The 16,791-nt window shown below is 62.6% G+C and carries 9 protein-coding genes; 1 reads left to right on the top strand and 8 read right to left on the bottom strand.

Annotated features, from left to right (window positions below; translation table 11 throughout):
* Positions 1 to 15 precede the first annotated feature (15 nt).
* The 7 genes from VRB54_RS02475 to VRB54_RS02445 form a co-directional block, all read right to left on the bottom strand.
* A complete protein-coding gene (locus tag VRB54_RS02475; protein ID WP_338479395.1) occupies positions 16 to 906 on the bottom strand; it encodes a transglutaminase family protein in 891 nt (296 codons plus the stop codon).
* Positions 906 to 3,392: a circularly permuted type 2 ATP-grasp protein gene (locus tag VRB54_RS02470; protein WP_338479394.1), complete on the bottom strand. Its 2,487-nt coding sequence runs from the start codon at positions 3,390 to 3,392 to the stop codon at positions 906 to 908. The genes VRB54_RS02475 and VRB54_RS02470 overlap by 1 nt, the downstream gene beginning before the upstream one ends.
* A 158-nt stretch (positions 3,393 to 3,550) precedes the next feature.
* Complete coding sequence (locus tag VRB54_RS02465; protein WP_338479393.1) at positions 3,551 to 6,841, bottom strand: transglutaminase family protein; 3,291 nt, start codon at positions 6,839 to 6,841, stop codon at positions 3,551 to 3,553.
* A 187-nt stretch (positions 6,842 to 7,028) separates the two neighbouring features.
* Positions 7,029 to 7,322, bottom strand: a complete 294-nt coding sequence (locus VRB54_RS02460) for a hypothetical protein (RefSeq protein ID WP_422396072.1) — start codon at positions 7,320 to 7,322, stop codon at positions 7,029 to 7,031.
* 55 nt (positions 7,323 to 7,377) lie between these two features.
* Positions 7,378 to 7,821 (bottom strand): hypothetical protein, encoded by a 444-nt coding sequence (locus VRB54_RS02455; RefSeq protein ID WP_338479392.1) that lies wholly within the window; start codon positions 7,819 to 7,821, stop codon positions 7,378 to 7,380.
* Complete coding sequence (locus tag VRB54_RS02450; protein ID WP_338479391.1) at positions 7,821 to 8,738, bottom strand: NAD synthetase; 918 nt, start codon at positions 8,736 to 8,738, stop codon at positions 7,821 to 7,823. The genes VRB54_RS02455 and VRB54_RS02450 overlap by 1 nt, the downstream gene beginning before the upstream one ends.
* Positions 8,739 to 9,021: 283 nt before the next feature.
* Complete coding sequence (locus tag VRB54_RS02445) at positions 9,022 to 11,325, bottom strand: YgiQ family radical SAM protein (RefSeq protein ID WP_338479390.1); 2,304 nt, start codon at positions 11,323 to 11,325, stop codon at positions 9,022 to 9,024.
* A 169-nt stretch (positions 11,326 to 11,494) separates the two neighbouring features.
* On the opposite strand from VRB54_RS02445, the gene VRB54_RS02440 reads away from it, so the two are divergent.
* Positions 11,495 to 15,373 (top strand): dermonecrotic toxin domain-containing protein, encoded by a 3,879-nt coding sequence (locus VRB54_RS02440; RefSeq protein WP_338479389.1) that lies wholly within the window; start codon positions 11,495 to 11,497, stop codon positions 15,371 to 15,373.
* Here the strand turns inward: VRB54_RS02440 and dnaB are convergent, their stop codons facing one another.
* Positions 15,374 to 16,768: a replicative DNA helicase gene (dnaB, locus tag VRB54_RS02435; protein ID WP_003236220.1), complete on the bottom strand. Its 1,395-nt coding sequence runs from the start codon at positions 16,766 to 16,768 to the stop codon at positions 15,374 to 15,376.
* Between the last annotated feature and the right edge of the window lie 23 nt (positions 16,769 to 16,791).

Raw genomic sequence — 16,791 nt, 5'->3', positions numbered from 1 at the left:
GCGCGCTTGCCACAGTTATTCCAGCGGCATCACCGTCACCCGCACCTCCGGGTCATGGCTTCCCCCTCCCAGAATCACCCCCCGCAACGGCGACACATCGGAGAAATCCCGGCCCCAGGCCAGGGTGATGTGCTCCAGTGCCGGCTGCACGTTATTCGTCGGATCAAAATCGACCCACCCCGATACCGGGCAAAACACCGACACCCACGCGTGCGACGCGTCGGCGCCGATCAGCCGTGGCTGGCCGGGCGGCGGCTGGGTGAGCAGGTAGCCGCTGATATAGCGCGCCGGCAGACCGCGCGAGCGCAGGCAGGCGAGCATCAGGTGGGCGAAGTCCTGGCACACGCCGCGTCGACGCTCCAGCACTTCCACCAGCGGCGTGGCGACCTGGGTGGCCTCGGCATCGAAGGTGAACTCGCTGAAGATCTTTTCCATCAACGCCTGCGTGCCCACCAGCAACGGCGCGCCGGGCGGGAAACAGCTGGCGGAGAACTCGACGAAGGTTTGTTTGAGGTGCACGTAAGGCGACTCGAACCGGTAGCGACAGGCTTCGATCCGCTCTGGCGACAACGGCTGACTGCTGTAGGCCAGGCTGTCACGGGTGAGGTCCCAGGCTGGCGACTGCCGAAAATCCAGCGCCGGCCGCGCCAGCACTTCCACGCTCAGGCTGGCATTGACCAGCAGTTCATCGTGAGGCCGCTCGAACGCCAGGCGGGTGATCGGGTTGCCGAATACATCCAGTTCATCGCGCCGCGAGGACGGTTCGGGGCTGATGTCCAGTTGCTGCGAGCTGCAACGCTGCCAGGCGCAGGGCCGAGGCCATAGGTGGGCCAACTGCTGGGCCAGGGACACCGGGCTGTCGTAGTGGTAATGGGTATCGTGAAAAATCTGATAGCGCGCGCTCATTACACCGACACCGTTTGCTGGCTGACATCATCTACATGGGCAAAATGGCGCAGGGCCAGGCGATCCGAGACTTGCCCGCTCTCATCGGCGACCGCCTGCAACAGGTCGGCCAGACCGTTCAGTGCGGCGCGTACGCCGGGTTCACCGAACAGCGGGTTCTCCAGGCACGCCAGGTCGAAACGTGCCAGACGCTCCACCAACGGCGCGAGGCCGGTTTCGCGCGGCACGCCGAAGTCGTCGTTCAAGCGGCGCAAGGTACGGCTCACCAGTTTGAGCTGGAACAGTACCGCATGGGGGTTCTGCTCATCGAGCAGCAACAGGTCGAGCACCGGGATCAATTGCGGCACCGCCAGGTAGCGCGAGCGGTAGGTGATGCTGCTGTTGCCCAGCTCCAGCAACCACTCAAGCCCGGCCTGATCGAACACCGCCACGCCGCGCAGAAACGCTGCCAGGCTGCTGCTCAGAAACTGCAGACGCTCGATGCGCCGCCCCATCATCAGAAAGCGCCAGCCTTCGTCGCGGGTCATGTCGTCCAGGGCAAAGCCGGACAGTGCCGCCAGGGACATCACCAGACGGTTGAGGAAGTCCAGCAACTCGCCAACATCCGCAGCGTCGCGTTCCAGCTCCATGGCTTCGCGCTGCAACTCCACCAGCGCCTGCCAGTTTTCGCGGGACAACTTGCCGCGCACCTGGGACGCCGCCCACTGCAAGCGTTGCAGATTGGCGCGCAGGCTCGACGGCCAGTCATCCCCCAGCAAGGCCGCGAGCAGGCGCTCCGGCAACTCGTCCTCCTCCGGCAGCAGGCGCAGGTTTTCTCCCAGCTCCACCGCCGCCTGCAAGGCCAGCGGGTCGTCGCCGTCGACATAGCGCGCGAGCACAATACGCAACCAGCGCGCGCTGTTGTCGCAGCGCTCGCAATAGCGGCCGAACCAGAACAGGTTCTCCACCACACGCGAAGGCAGATAAGGGTCCCGGCGCACCAGGTCATGTGCGCCAATCGTGCGTTGTGCGCGCCACAGCTCGCCACCGGCGGCGCGCTCGCCGAGCACCCAGGTGTCCTTGCTCGCGCCGCCGCGTTGCATCGACACCACTTCGGCGTCGGCATCGGCGGCCACGCGGGTAAGGCCGCCGGGCAGCACGCGATAACCGTCTTCGCTGGCCACAGCGTACACGCGCATGCCGATGGCGCGGTGTTGCAGGTGGTCGTCGACGGTGTGCCATACCGGCGCCTGGGACAATTGCGCCAACTCTTGGGCGACGTAGGCGTAGGGCCGCGCGCGCATGCGCTCGGCCAGGGCCTGGCGTTGTTCGGGGTTGAGGTCGCGGCCGAATACCGGGGCGAAACTCTGCGAGGGAAACGCCGGCTTGATCAGCAGCTCGGGCAGTTTCTCCAGGGCTTCGGCCAGCACCGGCGCTTCGCCGCACCACCAGGTGGCAATCGACGGCAGGATCAGTGTTTCGCCGAACAGGAACTCGTTGATCTTCGGCAAAAAGCCCAGCAGCCCAGGGGACTCCAGCACGCCACTGCCCAGGGCATTGGCCACCAGCACATTGCCCTGACGCACGGCGTCGAGCAGGCCGGGCACGCCGAGGGCCGAGTCGGTGCGCAGCTCCAGCGGGTCGCAGAAGTCATCGTCCAGCCGGCGCATGATCGCGTGCACCCGACGCAGGCCGCTGAGGGTTTTGAGAAACACGGTGCTGTCGCGCACGGTCAGGTCGCCGCCTTCCACCAGCGGATAGCCGAGCTGGCGGGCCAGGTACAGGTGCTCGAAATAGCTTTCGTTGAAGCGCCCCGGGGTGAGCAGCACGATCAGTGGCGGCTGGTTGTCGCCCGGCGCCTGGCGCGCCAGGGTTTCCTGGAGCGTGCGAAAAAAACCGGTGAGGTGCTGCACTTGCAGGTCGCGGTACAGGTCCGGGAAGGCGCGGGACACGATGGTGCGGTTTTCCAGGGCGTAGCCGGCGCCCGAGGGGGCCTGGGTGCGGTCGGCCGTCACCCACCAGCGACCATCCGGCGTACGCGCCAGGTCCACGGCGTACAGGTGCAGAAACGCGCCGTCCGGCGGCTGGATGCCCTGGCACGGCCACAGGAAGTTGTTATGCCCGAACACCAGCTCGGCCGGCAGCAGGCCTTCGGCAATCAGGCGCTGCGGGCCATACAGGTCGGCGAGCACGGCGTTGAGCAGGCGCGCACGCTGGGCGATACCGGTCGCCAGGTGCTGCCATTCATCGGCAGCCAGCACATGGGGCAGCAGGTCCAGCTCCCACGGGCGGTCGGCGCCCTTGGGGTCGGCGTAGACGTTGTAGGTCACGCCGTTTTCCTGGATCTGCCGGGTCAGCAGCGCCTGACGCTGGGCCAACTGGTTGGGCGTGCTGCGTTGCAGGTGGTCGAGCAGGCGCTGCCAATGGGCACGCACGGCACCGCTGTCATCCAGCAGTTCGTGGTAAGTGCCCGCGGTCAGCGGGTAACGGTCGAGCAAATCGGACATGGAACGCTCGGCAGGGCAAAGGGGGGTCAGTGTAATTCAAACTTGCCGCAATCCAATGTGGGAGGGGGCTTGCTCCCGATGGCGGCGGATCAGTCACTTATGTATCGGCTGATGTACCGCGATCGGGAGCAAGCCCCCTCCCACATGTTGAATTGCATTCAGTCATTTTTATTGGGGAAGCGGCGCAGATCCAGAGTCATCGGCAGTTCATCGTTGAGCACCACAGTGGGCACGGTGAGCTTTCCAGGGCTGTGCCCCAGGCGGAAAAACCGCGCCATGCGCCGGCTCTCGGCCTCATTGGCATTCACCGGCAGGCTGTCGTAGTTGCGCCCGCCCGGATGGGCGACGTGGTACTGGCAACCGCCCAGTGAGCGTTGCATCCAGGTGTCGAGCAGGTCGAACACCAGCGGCGCGTGCACCGCGATAGTCGGTTGCAGGCAGTTGGCCGGTTGCCACGCGCGGTAACGCACGCCAGCGACGAACTCGCCGACGCGGCCGGTGGGCTGCAGCGGCACGGGAATGCCGTTGCAGGTCAGCAGATAGCGCTGCGGCGCCAGGCCGGTCAACTTCACTTGCAGGCGTTCCAGCGATGAATCCACATAGCGCACCGTGCCGCCTACCGCGCCCTCCTCGCCCAGCACATGCCAGGGCTCCAGTGCCTGGCGCAGTTCCAGCTCAATGCCGCTGACGGCGTAGTCACCCACTTTGGGGAAACGGAACTCCAGGTGCGCGGCAAACCACTCGGCGCGCAGCGGGTAACCGGCCGTGTTGAGCTCGTCGATCACGTCGGCAAAATCCTGCTCGATAACATGCGGCAACAGGAAGCGGTCATGCAGCTCGGTGCCCCAGCGCGCCAGTTTCGCCGGCGCGTAAGGCTCACGCCAGAAACGCGCGACCAGGGCGCGCAGCAGCAATTGCTGGGTCAGGCTCATGCGCGCATGGGGCGGCATCTCGAACGCGCGCAGTTCCAGCAGGCCCAGGCGTCCGGTGGCGCCGTCCGGTGAGTAAAGTTTGTCGATGCAGAATTCCGCGCGGTGGGTGTTGCCCGTCACGTCGATCAGCAGGTTGCGCAGCAGACGGTCGACCAGCCACGGCGGGCATTCTTCGCCCGGTTCGGGCATTTGCGCAAAGGCGATTTCCAGCTCATACAGCGCGTCGTTGCGTGCTTCGTCCACCCGTGGCGCCTGAGAGGTCGGGCCGATGAACAGCCCGGAAAACAGGTACGACAACGACGGGTGATTGTGCCAATAGCTGATCAGGCTGCGCAGCAGGTCGGGCCGGCGCAGGAACGGCGAGTCCTTGGGGGTCGCGCCGCCGAGCACGAAGTGGTTGCCGCCACCGGTGCCGGTGTGGCGCCCGTCGATCATGAACTTTTCCGTGGTCAGGCGAGTTTGCCGTGCCTCTTCGTAGAGGAATTCGGTGCGCTCCACCAACTCGTTCCAGGTGGATGACGGCTGTACGTTGACCTCGATCACCCCTGGATCGGGTGTGACGCGGAAGTTGCTCAGGCGCGTATCGGCCGGCGGCTCGTAACCTTCGAGCAGCACCGGGCACTGCAACTCCTCGGCGGTGGCTTCGATGGCGGCCACCAGTTCAAGGTAATCCTCGACCCGTTCCAGCGGCGGCATGAACAGGTACAGCCGCCCTTCCCGGGCTTCGGCGCACAGCGCGGTGCGGGTCAGCCAGTCGGCGGACTCGTCCACCTCGGGCGCGCGCTCATCGCTTGGCGCGGGTTCGCCGTGATGGTGCAGTTGGGCGGTGGTGGGTAACTCCGGCAGATCCTGATTGGGGTCTGTGGGGTGCACAAACGGGTACTCGGCTGCCGTCACCCAGGGTTGCGAGGCCAGCGGCAGGCGGTAACCCAATGGCGAATCACCCGGCACCAGACGGCAGTGGTTGTCGCGCAGGTACCAGCGCCCGCTCTGCCAGCGATCATTGGCGGCGGTGCGCGCCAGCGGCAGCACCTGGCCGATGACTTTATCCAGGCCCTGGGCGAACACTTTGCGCAGGCGTTCGCGTTCCAGTTCATCGCTCAAGCGCGGATCCTGGGCAGTGACGTTCTGCGGCAAAGCCCCTTCACGCCACAGGTAGTAGAAGTTGTCTTCGAAGGCCGGGAACACGAAGCACGCCGGCAATTTCAGGCGTTCGGCCACACTGGCCAGAAAGCGCCCGGCCAGCTCGCCGTCGGCGCCATAGTCCTGCTGCTCATCGGCGATCAGCGCGCTGTTGTGCCAGATCGGCACGCCATCGCGGCGCCAGTAGCAATTGAGCGACCAGCGCGGCAATTGCTCGCCGGGGTACCACTTGCCCTGACCGAAGTGCACCAGACCCTGGGGCGCATAGTGCTGGCGCATGCGCTGGAACAGCTCGGCGGACAGGCGCCGTTTGTCCGGCCCCAGGGCGGCGGTGTTCCACTCGGCGCCGTCGGGGTCGTCAATGGACACGAAGGTCGGCTCACCGCCCATGGTCAGGCGCACGTCGTGCTTGAGCAGGTCGCTATCGATCTGTTGGCCCAGGGCCTGGATCTCCTGCCACTGTGCTTCGGTGTAGGGTTTGGTCACCCGCGGGGCTTCCCAGATCCGCTCTACCGACATCTCGTGGGTGAATTCGCAGCCGCACGGTTCTACCAGACCACTGATCGGCGCGGCAGACGATGGATCGGGACTGCAGGCCAAGGGGATGTGGCCTTCACCGGCGAACAGGCCGGACGTCGCATCCAGGCCGATCCAGCCGGCGCCGGGCAGATACACCTCGCACCAGGCGTGCAGGTCGGTGAAATCCACCTCGGTGCCGGACGGGCCGTCGAGGGCCTTGACGTCCGCAGTAAGCTGGATCAGGTAGCCGGACACGAAGCGCGCGGCCAGCCCGAGGTTGCGCAGCAACTGCACCAGCAGCCAGGCCGAATCGCGGCAGGAGCCGGAGGCGTTCTGCAGGGTGAATTCCGGGGTCTGCACGCCCGGCTCCATGCGGATCAGGTAACCGATATCGGCGGCCAGGCGCTGGTTGAGGCCCACCAGAAAATCCACCGCCGGCAAGGGCGTGCGGTCGATGCCGGCCAGGTAGGCGGCAAACGTTGGCGTCAGTGGCAGGGTTTCCAGGTACGGCGCCAGCTCGCGCTGCTCATCGGCGGCGTAGCTGAAGGGGATATTCTCGGCGTAGGGCTCAAGGAAAAAGTCGAACGGATTGAACACCGCGATCTCGGCGACCAGGTCGACCTCGATGCGCAGCTCGGCGGTCTTTTCCGGGAACACCAGGCGCGCCAGGTAATTGCCCTGGGGGTCCTGCTGCCAATTGATGAAGTGCTGCTCGGGCTGCACGTTGAGCGCGTAGGACAAAATCCGCGTGCGGCTGTGGGGCGTGGGGCGCAAACGCACGATCTGCGGGCCGAGTTCGACAGCGCGGTCGTAGCGGTAATGCGTAACGTGGTGCAACGCGACATGAATCGACACGGCGGCCTCCTGCGAGCCAGAGCATGGGAACAACGCGCGCAAGACTTATGCCAGCGCGGCGGTCATTGCGCTTTCTCAATGGACCCGGTGCAGTACAGCACCAAAACGGCGCCAATGGGTGGGTAGTGGTGCGAGCGTTGCACGTATTTGTGGCGCCCGTGTGGCGATGAGTGGCGAATCTACCCAACTAGCGGGCTTTGCGGGTGGCGATGATGGCTTGCCGCAGCCGCCGCACTTCGACCAGTTTGCGGCGCATTTCACGGTGACGCTTGCGGTTGAGCAGCAGCAATCCCAGCAGGGGAAACAGCAGGCTCAAGCCAAACGACAGCCAATGCGGCCCGGAGGCGATAGTGGGCAGCACCGCAAGGATGCAGAGTACAAGCAGCGTTGCCAGCGGCCGCCCCCACAGTTGCCCGAGTTCCAGCACGAGAATGCGGTCGAATATGGGAGCGGGCTCACTCGCGAAGGCGATTCGTTGCACGCGCTGCACATACTTATGGCGCGCTTGCGAGGCTGGGGGGGGTGAATCTACCCATTCAGCGAGCTTTGTGCTTGGCGCTCTTGGCTTCACGCAAGTGACGGATTTCCCGTAGCTGACGGCGCATTTCCCGATGACGCTTACTGTTGAGCAACAGCAGTCCCAGCATTGGAAACAGCAACCCAATGACATAGGCAGCCATATGGGGCCGATAGCCATAGGTTGGTAATACGATCAAAAAACACACCGCGTAGAAGGCGACGATGGCCCAAACGCCCCAGGCTCTCCCCCGAATCATGAAGAAGTGACTGACCGCCAATAGCAGCCCCAAGACTACCGCCGCCACAAAGGAGTAACGCGCTCGCTCTGGTTCACCGCGGAAAAAGGTACTGGATGCCAATGAAATGGCAGCGGACAGGGAAAAACAGGCAAGGAAAAATGCACAAATAAACGCAGGGAAGTAGTCAGCCAAAAAAGCTTTTAACGAGACTTGGCGCACCATCACTCAAGCTCCTCGTACAACCCTACTGCGATGGTTCGAATGTTGCCGGACACTGCACTGCCGGTGAAACCAATGGCGGCACCGAGGGAGTCCCTGATCTGCGTAATAGTCGCGTGATTGATCTCGGTCGCCGAATAGCGCTTCACCAACTCACCGGAGCGCTGGCGCAACTTCAGCAGCTTATTGCTCAGGCTTGGGTCTTTCAGGCTTAGCAACTCTTTGGTGAGCGCCTTACGTTGCTGGCGGGTCAAACCCTTGGACAGCTCATACCAGCTTCTACCGGTCGTTGCTTTTCGAGCCTGCAACAGTCGAACAGTCGTCAGGGTAGAGGCGCCGGCGCCCAACAGCGAGGCCGCGTCCAATACCGGCATCGCATAGCGATACCATTCCTCGTTGTCCATATCGTCGTTGGCGGTCGGGTCGTTGAGTTCGTTGAACGTTCTCATGCCTCCAACCACGCACTGCGCGGTACTGGCCGCCGCAGCGGTGGCGCCCAGGCCCGCCACCACCAAGCTCGCGCCACCCGTGAACGGTACGGCGACAGTGCCGCTGAACACTACAATCCAACCCAGAATCGCGCCGGCACAAGACAATGTCGTATTGACGGCCTCCCCCACGAGTCGAGACTCACGCGGATTGTTGGTTACCTGATCGGCAAACTGCGCGGGGGCTATGTACTTCTGCGCCTCACGCAAAATGATGCGCTTGGGCTTGATGCTGCAGATGGGCTTGAATTCGCGCAGCGTCACGACATTAAAATCAGCGTCGATGTACACGACACCCGCGCCGACGATGCCGGGGTCGCCATCGATGGCCGCAAACAGGCGGGGCAGATTGAGTTGGCTTTCGATGCGCTGGCGGGCCAGGAACTGGGAGCGGTTGGAGTCCATGCCGATGCCGGCCAGGGGGTTGCCCATGGGGGGTGCTCTTCCTTGAAGGGGGTGACTGAACTGACGCTATCGGGAGCAAGCCCCCTCCCACAGTCTGAACGGTGAATACATTCAAACGGTGGGAGGGGCTTGCTCCCGATAGCGATCCAATGCCCGCCACCTTACCAAACAGACTACCCAGCGCCTAGAAAGCAAAACGCTAGCCCTTAAGCAGACTGTGTGAAAACGCAGTCTGCCGCTACTTAAAAGCGGCTTCATGAGCATGGCGCGTGAGGTAGCGGCGGCTCGTTTTGGGTATTTCAGGCTGCGATCAACGCGGCACTACCGGCTTGCGCATTGGCTTGCCGCCTTTGCCCTTCGCGGCATCCGTGCGCTCCTTGGCCGCCTGTTTGTTGCGCGCTTGCGCGGCAGCCTTGGCCTGTTCGCGCTTGTCCCACGGGTTGCTGCCGTCGCTGCCACGGGGCGGCAGGCCGGTGTGCTGGGTGAGGATTTTGGTCGTGGTTTCCTTGGCGACCTTGTGGCTACCGGCCGGCGTCGAGTTCTTGCGCCGGGCGCTCTGGTAGCTGTCGGTGCTCGGCTGGTGCAACGGAATCAATTGTTCCTTGCCCGGCCCGATCAGGTCGGCGCGGCCCATGCGGGTCAAGGCTTCACGCAGCATCGGCCAGCCCTTCGGGTCGTGGTAGCGCAGGAAAGCCTTGTGCAGACGGCGCTGTTCTTCGCTCTTGACGATGGTCACCGCGTCACTCTTGTAGGTGACCTTGCGCAGCGGGTTCTTGCCCGAGTGGTACATCGCGGTGGCGGTGGCCATCGGCGAGGGGTAGAACGCCTGCACCTGGTCGGCGCGGAAGCCATTGCCCTTGAGCCACAGGGCCAGGTTCATCATGTCTTCATCGGTGGTGCCGGGGTGGGCGGCGATGAAGTACGGGATCAGGTACTGCTCCTTGCCCGCTTCCTTGGTGTACTTCTCGAACATGCGCTTGAACTTGTCATAGCTGCCGATGCCCGGTTTCATCATCTGGTTGAGCGGACCTTCCTCGGTGTGTTCCGGGGCGATCTTGAGGTAGCCACCGACGTGGTGGGTGACCAGCTCTTTCACGTATTCCGGCGATTCCACGGCCAGGTCGTAGCGCAGGCCGGAAGCGATCAGGATCTTCTTCACACCCGGCAACGCACGGGCGCTGCGGTACAGCTGGATCAAGGAGGAGTGGTCGGTGTTCAGGTTCGGGCAGATACCGGGGAACACGCAGGACGGCTTGCGGCACGCGGATTCGATCTCCGGGCTCTTGCAGGCGATGCGGTACATGTTCGCGGTGGGGCCACCGAGGTCGGAGATCACACCGGTAAAGCCCGGCACTTTGTCGCGGATCTCTTCGATCTCGCGAATGATCGACTCTTCGGAGCGGTTCTGGATGATGCGGCCTTCGTGCTCGGTGATCGAGCAGAAAGTACAGCCGCCGAAGCAGCCGCGCATGATGTTCACCGAGAAGCGGATCATGTCGTAGGCCGGGATCTTTTCCTTGCCGTACGCCGGGTGCGGCACACGTGCGTAAGGCATGCCGAACACGTAGTCCATTTCTTCGGTGGTCATCGGGATGGGCGGTGGGTTGAACCACACGTCCACTTCACCGTGCTTTTGCACCAGGGCGCGGGCGTTGCCTGGGTTGGTTTCCAGGTGCAGCACCCGGTTGGCGTGAGCGTAGAGCACCGCGTCGCCACGGACTTTTTCCACCGAGGGCAGGCGGATCACGGTCTTGTCGCGGGTCATGCGCGGGCTGGCCAGGATCTGTACGACCTTGGCCTCTTCCGGGTCTTCAAACGGCCCCTTTTCCTGCTCGATGGCGCAGGCCTGGGTGTCCTGGGTGTTGACGTACGGGTTGATGATCTTGTCGACCTTGCCCGGCCGGTCAATGCGCGTGGAATCCACCTCGTACCAGCCGGCCGGGGTGTCGCGGCGAATGAACGCGGTGCCGCGCACGTCGGTGATGTCTTCGATCTTGTGGCCCCACGACAGGCGCTGAGCCACTTCGACGATGGCCCGCTCGGCGTTGCCGTACAGCAGGATATCGGCGGCGGCGTCGATCAGGATCGAGTTGCGCACGCGGTCCTGCCAGTAGTCGTAGTGGGCGATGCGGCGCAGGGAGGCTTCGATGCCGCCGAGCACGATCGGCACATGCTTGTAGGCTTCCTTGCAGCGCTGGCTGTACACCAGGCTCGCGCGGTCCGGGCGTTTGCCGGCCATGCCGCCGGGGGTGTAGGCGTCGTCGGAGCGGATTTTCTTGTCGGCGGTGTAGCGGTTGATCATGGAGTCCATGTTGCCGGCCGCGACGCCGAAGAACAGGTTCGGCTCGCCGAGCTTCATGAAGTCGTCTTTGGACTGCCAGTTGGGCTGGGCAATGATCCCCACGCGAAAGCCCTGGGACTCCAGCAGCCGGCCAATGATCGCCATGCCGAAGGACGGGTGGTCCACGTACGCATCACCGGTGACGATGATGATGTCGCACGAATCCCAGCCAAGCTGATCCATCTCCTCCCTGCTCATCGGCAGGAATGGCGCAGGACCGAAACATTCGGCCCAGTACTTGGGATAGTCAAATAACGGCTTGGCTGTTTGCATGACGATAACCGGTGTTGAGATGAAAAATCGCGGGCGCGGAATATAGCACAAATTTTGACCAATTCCGACGACAGTGGTCGGCTTTTCCATGAACACCCCAACTGGGGCTACAGGGCTAGGCCCGCGTCAAAAAAATCATAGATAGCCTGAGAGCGATCAACCACAGCCCATGAGGGCTCGCTCCATGACCCAACACGTTTCGGCAATCCACACACCCGCCTCGCCCCTGACGCCCCACCTGGACTTCATCAAGAATCAGTTGCCCTCCTGGCTGAGCGAAGCCCCCGAGCAGTTGCGCCAGAGTTTTCGCAGCAGCCTGATCAGCAGCAACCAGGCCAGGCACGACCTTGACGCCCTGCTCGATGCAATACAAAGCCCGGAAGCGTTTGCACGCAAGCTGTTGCGCGAGAAAATTCGGTCCTGGTTCTTTGGCCTCGTTACGAACGAAGACGCCATCCTGTCCCGCGAGTGGAAGAATCATCACCTGCTGGGCCTGATCAAGAACCACGCAAAAACCACCCGGCAGACGCTCCTGGAGGCTGCGTTGCAGAACTTCGAAGCCTCGGAGGCAGAGGCGGGAGGCATGGAGATCGGTACGGCGATTTTCAATCCGACTGACTCGGGAGAGGTGCCGAGTGCGGTTTGCGCGACCACGTTCGCACGCTTTTGTCGCGAGCTGGATATCGGCGGCCAGTATCTAAAACACATCAGCGATGCCCTTGAGCCTGCGTCTGCCGACAAGGTCCGGGGGATATTCAGGGCCCAGACGCAGCATGCCTTCGGCGTTGCACTGCACAGCAGCAACATGCGCCAGGAGATAATGGCTCGCCAGCATTTGCAATTGCAGGTCCTTCAGGAAGCGGGAAAACACCTGGAGATAACCTGCAATCACCTGACCCTCAATGAGGTGGTACTGCCCAGTGTTTTGGTGATCAAGGCCCAGAGCATCGGTATCCCGTTCCTGCTCTACACACCCGAGGACCCGCACGCAGCGCTGCGTCAACACGCCTCCCTGGATGAGCTTGTGGCACAGCTGGCGACGCGCCTGCTGAAACCGGATTACCAGGCCTTCTTCAAACACTTGGTGCCGTTGCAGCATCAAGGCAATCTGCTGGAAGTTACTGCGGCCCGCCTTCGCCATTCCGAAGTGCCCGCCCTGCAGAAAAAGCTGCCAGCCAAACTCAAGGCGGCCATCAGCCTCACAGCGGTTGAAGGCGACCTTTTCAACGCCATTGCCCGGCAGCGAATCGACCAGATCAAAAGCGATGCACGCATCGTGGCCGTGCCCACCGCCGACGTCGATCTGATCAGCCGGCAAAAACGCCTGCAGGGCTGGATCGACCTGGGCAAGTCCGCGCTGTTTTTTGCAGCGTCTTTCATTCCCGTGGTGGGCGAAGTGTTGCTGGTCGTCACCGCTGCACAGGTGATCGGCACCGTGTATGAAGGGTTCGCGGCCTGGAGCCGTGGCGACAGCGATGAAGCCTTGAATGACTTGCTCGACCTGGTGGACACCGCCGCTCTGGCGGTGGCCACGGCGGGCGCGGTGCGCACCGTCGGCTTCGGCGCCCGGCTGGTCAAGGTCAAGGTGCGCAACAAAGGCTGGCGCTTTTGGAACAGCGACCTCAAACCCTACCGCCATCACGAAGCCTTGCCCAATCATCTAGTGGCCGATAAACAGGGCATTTACAAGGATGGGCAGCAGCACTACCTGAAACTGGACAACCACGCCCACGCCATACAGCGCGCCGCCGATGGCCAGCAATGGGAGCTGTCACACCCCACCGACCCGCACGCCTACCAACCCACCCTCCTGAGCAATGGCGCAGGCGGTTGGCGCCACGCCCATGAAACACCGGAGGACTGGGACGACCTCAAACTGATCAAGCGCCTTGGGCCTGACGCCGCGACTATCACCCTGCCCAAGGTTGAGCCCATCCTCCTGCTCAGCGGCCTGGACAAGACCCAACTGCGTGAAGTCCACCGGGATATGCAGCGCCCGCCGTCCCTGCTGCTCGATACGGTCAGGGACTTCAACCTGGACCAGGAGCTGACCGACTTCAACCTGGAGCGCGCCGAGGGCACATCGGTGACGCCCTGTTCACCACAGATTCAATTCCACCTGCTTACCTCGCTGCCTGAATGGCCGGCCAACCATGTGTTGAAAGTTGTCGGCGAACAACAACAGGTCGTGATGAGCCACGGCACCGGACCAGTCGAAATAAAAATCAGCGAAGCGCGCTTCAGAAAGGGAGAACTGCTGCATGCGCTGGAAGAGCAGATGCCACAGCTCGAATTCAACAAACTGCTGCCAAGGTTCTATGTCGACTATTTAACCAAAGTCGAAAATCTGGCAGCACGCTTGGCGGATGAGGTTCCGCGTAAAAAACAGCGGCTGCTTTCCTTGCTCGACGAGCCCGGTGAGACAGCGATCACGATGATGGAAAAAAGCTTGCCGCCGCCCCTGGAAATGGAGGCGAAGGTCTATAGCGACGCGGCTCGGGCAGCCCGCTTGCAGGCAGGCTTTTTTCTCGACGCCAGGCGCAGCCCCGAGAGCGTGCCATTGGTTCTCTATGCACTGGAGCAAATGCCCGGCTGGCCAACGTCACGAAAAATCAGCGTACACGACGCCAGTCCCGACGGCCCGTTGCTGGGCAGCATCGGTGAGGCGGACAGCACCACCAGCCACGTACTGGTTCGTGAAGGTGAGCTGTACGCAGAACAACCCGCTGCACCGACCGACCTGCTTGGCGCTATCGAGGGCACGCTCACCGACTCCGAACGCACTGCGCTCTTGACCCGGGCGAACGCCACTTCCCTCGAAGCCGCGCTGCACAAGACCGGCGCGTCGCTGATCGCCGGGCCTGCCCCGCCTTATCGGGGTCACATGCTTTCGAGGCCAGCACCTACGGAGCCAGGCTTGCCACTTGATCCATCATTTGCACAAATAAGCCCTCCGACCGGACTGACATCGCGCGCGGACGGCATTCATCACAGCCGTCCCGCTTCAGACGGCAGTTATCGCTACTACCTTCAGGACCAGCAAAAGTATTACGAAGTCAAAGCCGACCCTCAGGGGTGGCGACTGATCGATGCCCGCAATCGTTTCCGCGCCTATCAGCCCTACGTTCGTCAAAAAACCGGAGGGGGCTGGGAAACTGATCAAGCCACTGGGTCACTGCTCGGCGGCGGAGGGTCACCTGCACCGTCACTTCAAGGCATGGAGTCCAGCGACGAGTTTGAGTCGATGCCGTCTTCCAGCGATTACGGATCAGCCGAAGGGGACAGCGTGCAGCCGGCTTACACAGCCCACGAACTGAACAGCATGCGCAGCGAGCGAGGCTATCAGCACAGCTGGAACTACCGGTGCATCTACGACCGAGCCAACAACGGTCGGTATCCGTTACGTGACCAGACAGGTCAGCCCATGCGGATCCGGCATCTGCAAATCCAGGGGAAGTCGCTGACGTCCGACGTGGTATTCGCCAGCGCGTCGATCCGGCCTTATATCCAGTGGGAAGGTTATGAAAACGTCGCGCGCCTGTATGAGGACAAGCTCGAGGTGACGCCTTTCACAGCGGCGCATCAGAAGTTTGCGCAGGAATCTGCGCTGACTGGGCAGGCCACCGTCATTACCCGCAAACCGATCAAGAAAGGCGAAGCCCTGGGCGTGTATGGTGGGGAATTGCTGCCTTTGTACGTTGCGCACGCTCGGCATGACCCGTATCTGATGGCCATCAAAGAAGTCCGGCCCGCCTCCCCTTACGCCGTCAACACTCAACCGATCCTGTCGGGCGACAACATGCTGTCGAGGATAAACACGATTTTCGAATACGAGGCAGGTCATCCGGTGCGGCAGGCCAGTACGGGCTACAACGTTGAAGCCGCGCACTTTCGGGTGAATACCCAGGTCGGCGATGCGCCACAGGAACAAATTATTCTGACCGCCATGTTTGCCAGCGAGAATGTCCCCGCAGGCGCCGAACTGCGCTGGAACTATCAATACAGTGAAGCCGCCGTCAGGCAACTGTTCCCATTGCCGCCGGGGTGATTACTCGTCGTCGAAGTTGTAACTGCCCGGCGCAAGGTTTTCGAAGCGCGTGTATTTACCGATAAAGGCCAGCCGCGTCGTACCGATAGGGCCGTTACGCTGCTTGCCGATGATGATTTCGGCGATGCCCTTGTGTTCGGTTTCAGGGTGATACACCTCATCGCGGTAGACGAACATGATCACGTCGGCATCCTGCTCGATCGCTCCGGATTCACGCAGGTCGGAGTTGATCGGGCGTTTGTTCGGGCGTTGTTCCAGGGAACGGTTGAGCTGGGACAGCGCCACCACCGGGCAGTTGAATTCCTTGGCCAGGGCTTTCAGGGAGCGGGAAATCTCGGAGATCTCGTTGGTACGGTTGTCGCCGCCGGAGCCCGGAATCTGCATGAGCTGCAGGTAGTCGATCATGATCAGCGCCACGTCGCCGTGCTCACGCACCAGGCGTCGGGTGCGCGCGCGCATTTCCGAGGGACTGATGCCGGCGGTGTCATCGATGAACAGTTTGCGGTCGTTGAGCAGGTTGACCGCCGAGGTCAGGCGCGGCCAGTCGTCGTCTTCCAGGCGGCCGGCACGCACTTTGGTCTGGTCGATACGGCCCAGGGACGAGAGCATCCGCATGATCAGCGATTCGCCTGGCATCTCCAGGGAGTACACCAGCACGCTCTTGTCGCTGCGCAACACGGCGTTTTCCACCAGGTTCATGGCGAAGGTGGTTTTGCCCATGGACGGACGGCCGGCCACGATGATCAAGTCCGCCGGCTGCAAGCCGCTGGTCATGCCGTCAAGGTCGGTATAGCCGGTGGACAGGCCGGTGATGGCGTTGTCGGTGTTGAACAGGGTGTCGATACGGTCGATGGCCTTGGTCAACAACTCGTTGACGCCCACCGGGCCGCCGGTCTTGGGGCGCGCTTCGGCGATCTGGAAAATCTGCCGTTCGGCCTCGTCGAGGATTTCTTCGGCGGTGCGGCCTTCGGGGTTGAAGGCGCTGTCGGCGATTTCGGTGGCGATGCCGATCAACTGGCGCAAGGTGGCCCGGGCGCGAACGATCTGCGCATAGGCCTTGATGTTGGCGACGGACGGCGTGTTTTTCGCCAGTTCACCGAGGTAACCCAGGCCGCCAACCTGGGAGGTCTGGCCTTCCTTGTCCAGTTGCTCGGCCAGGGTCACCACATCAATCGGTGAGTTCAGGTCGGCCAGTTTGGCGATGGCGCGGAAGATCAGGCGGTGGTCATGCCGATAGAAATCACCGTCCGAGACTTGATCCAGCACGCGTTCCCAGGCGTTGTTGTCCAGCATCAGGCCACCGAGCACGGCCTGTTCGGCCTCGATGGAATGCGGCGGCACCTTAAGGGCAGCGGTTTGCAGATCGTATTGCTCGGGAGCTGAAATATCGTTCATGGCCACTTGGAATTTGGGGAGTG

The sequence above is a fragment of the Pseudomonas trivialis genome, assembly GCF_036864995.1.
Classification (GTDB): domain Bacteria; phylum Pseudomonadota; class Gammaproteobacteria; order Pseudomonadales; family Pseudomonadaceae; genus Aquipseudomonas; species Aquipseudomonas trivialis.
Note: the sequence above shows the minus strand (reverse complement) of the source record. Positions and strands in the feature narration are given on the sequence as shown.

Bases quoted from the DNA above. Each gene is read 5' to 3' on its own strand.
- VRB54_RS02470 (WP_338479394.1), bottom strand. From the start codon at position 3,392: ATGTCCGATTTGCTCGACCGTTACCCGCTGACCGCGGGCACTTACCAC.
- VRB54_RS02450 (WP_338479391.1), bottom strand. From the start codon at position 8,738: ATGGGCAACCCCCTGGCCGGCATCGGCATGGACTCCAACCGCTCCCAG.
- VRB54_RS02475 (WP_338479395.1), bottom strand. From the start codon at position 906: ATGAGCGCGCGCTATCAGATTTTTCACGATACCCATTACCACTACGAC.
- VRB54_RS02445 (WP_338479390.1), bottom strand. From the start codon at position 11,325: ATGCAAACAGCCAAGCCGTTATTTGACTATCCCAAGTACTGGGCCGAA.
- VRB54_RS02440 (WP_338479389.1), top strand. From the start codon at position 11,495: ATGAGGGCTCGCTCCATGACCCAACACGTTTCGGCAATCCACACACCC.
- dnaB (WP_003236220.1), bottom strand. From the start codon at position 16,768: ATGAACGATATTTCAGCTCCCGAGCAATACGATCTGCAAACCGCTGCC.
- VRB54_RS02455 (WP_338479392.1), bottom strand. From the start codon at position 7,821: ATGGTGCGCCAAGTCTCGTTAAAAGCTTTTTTGGCTGACTACTTCCCT.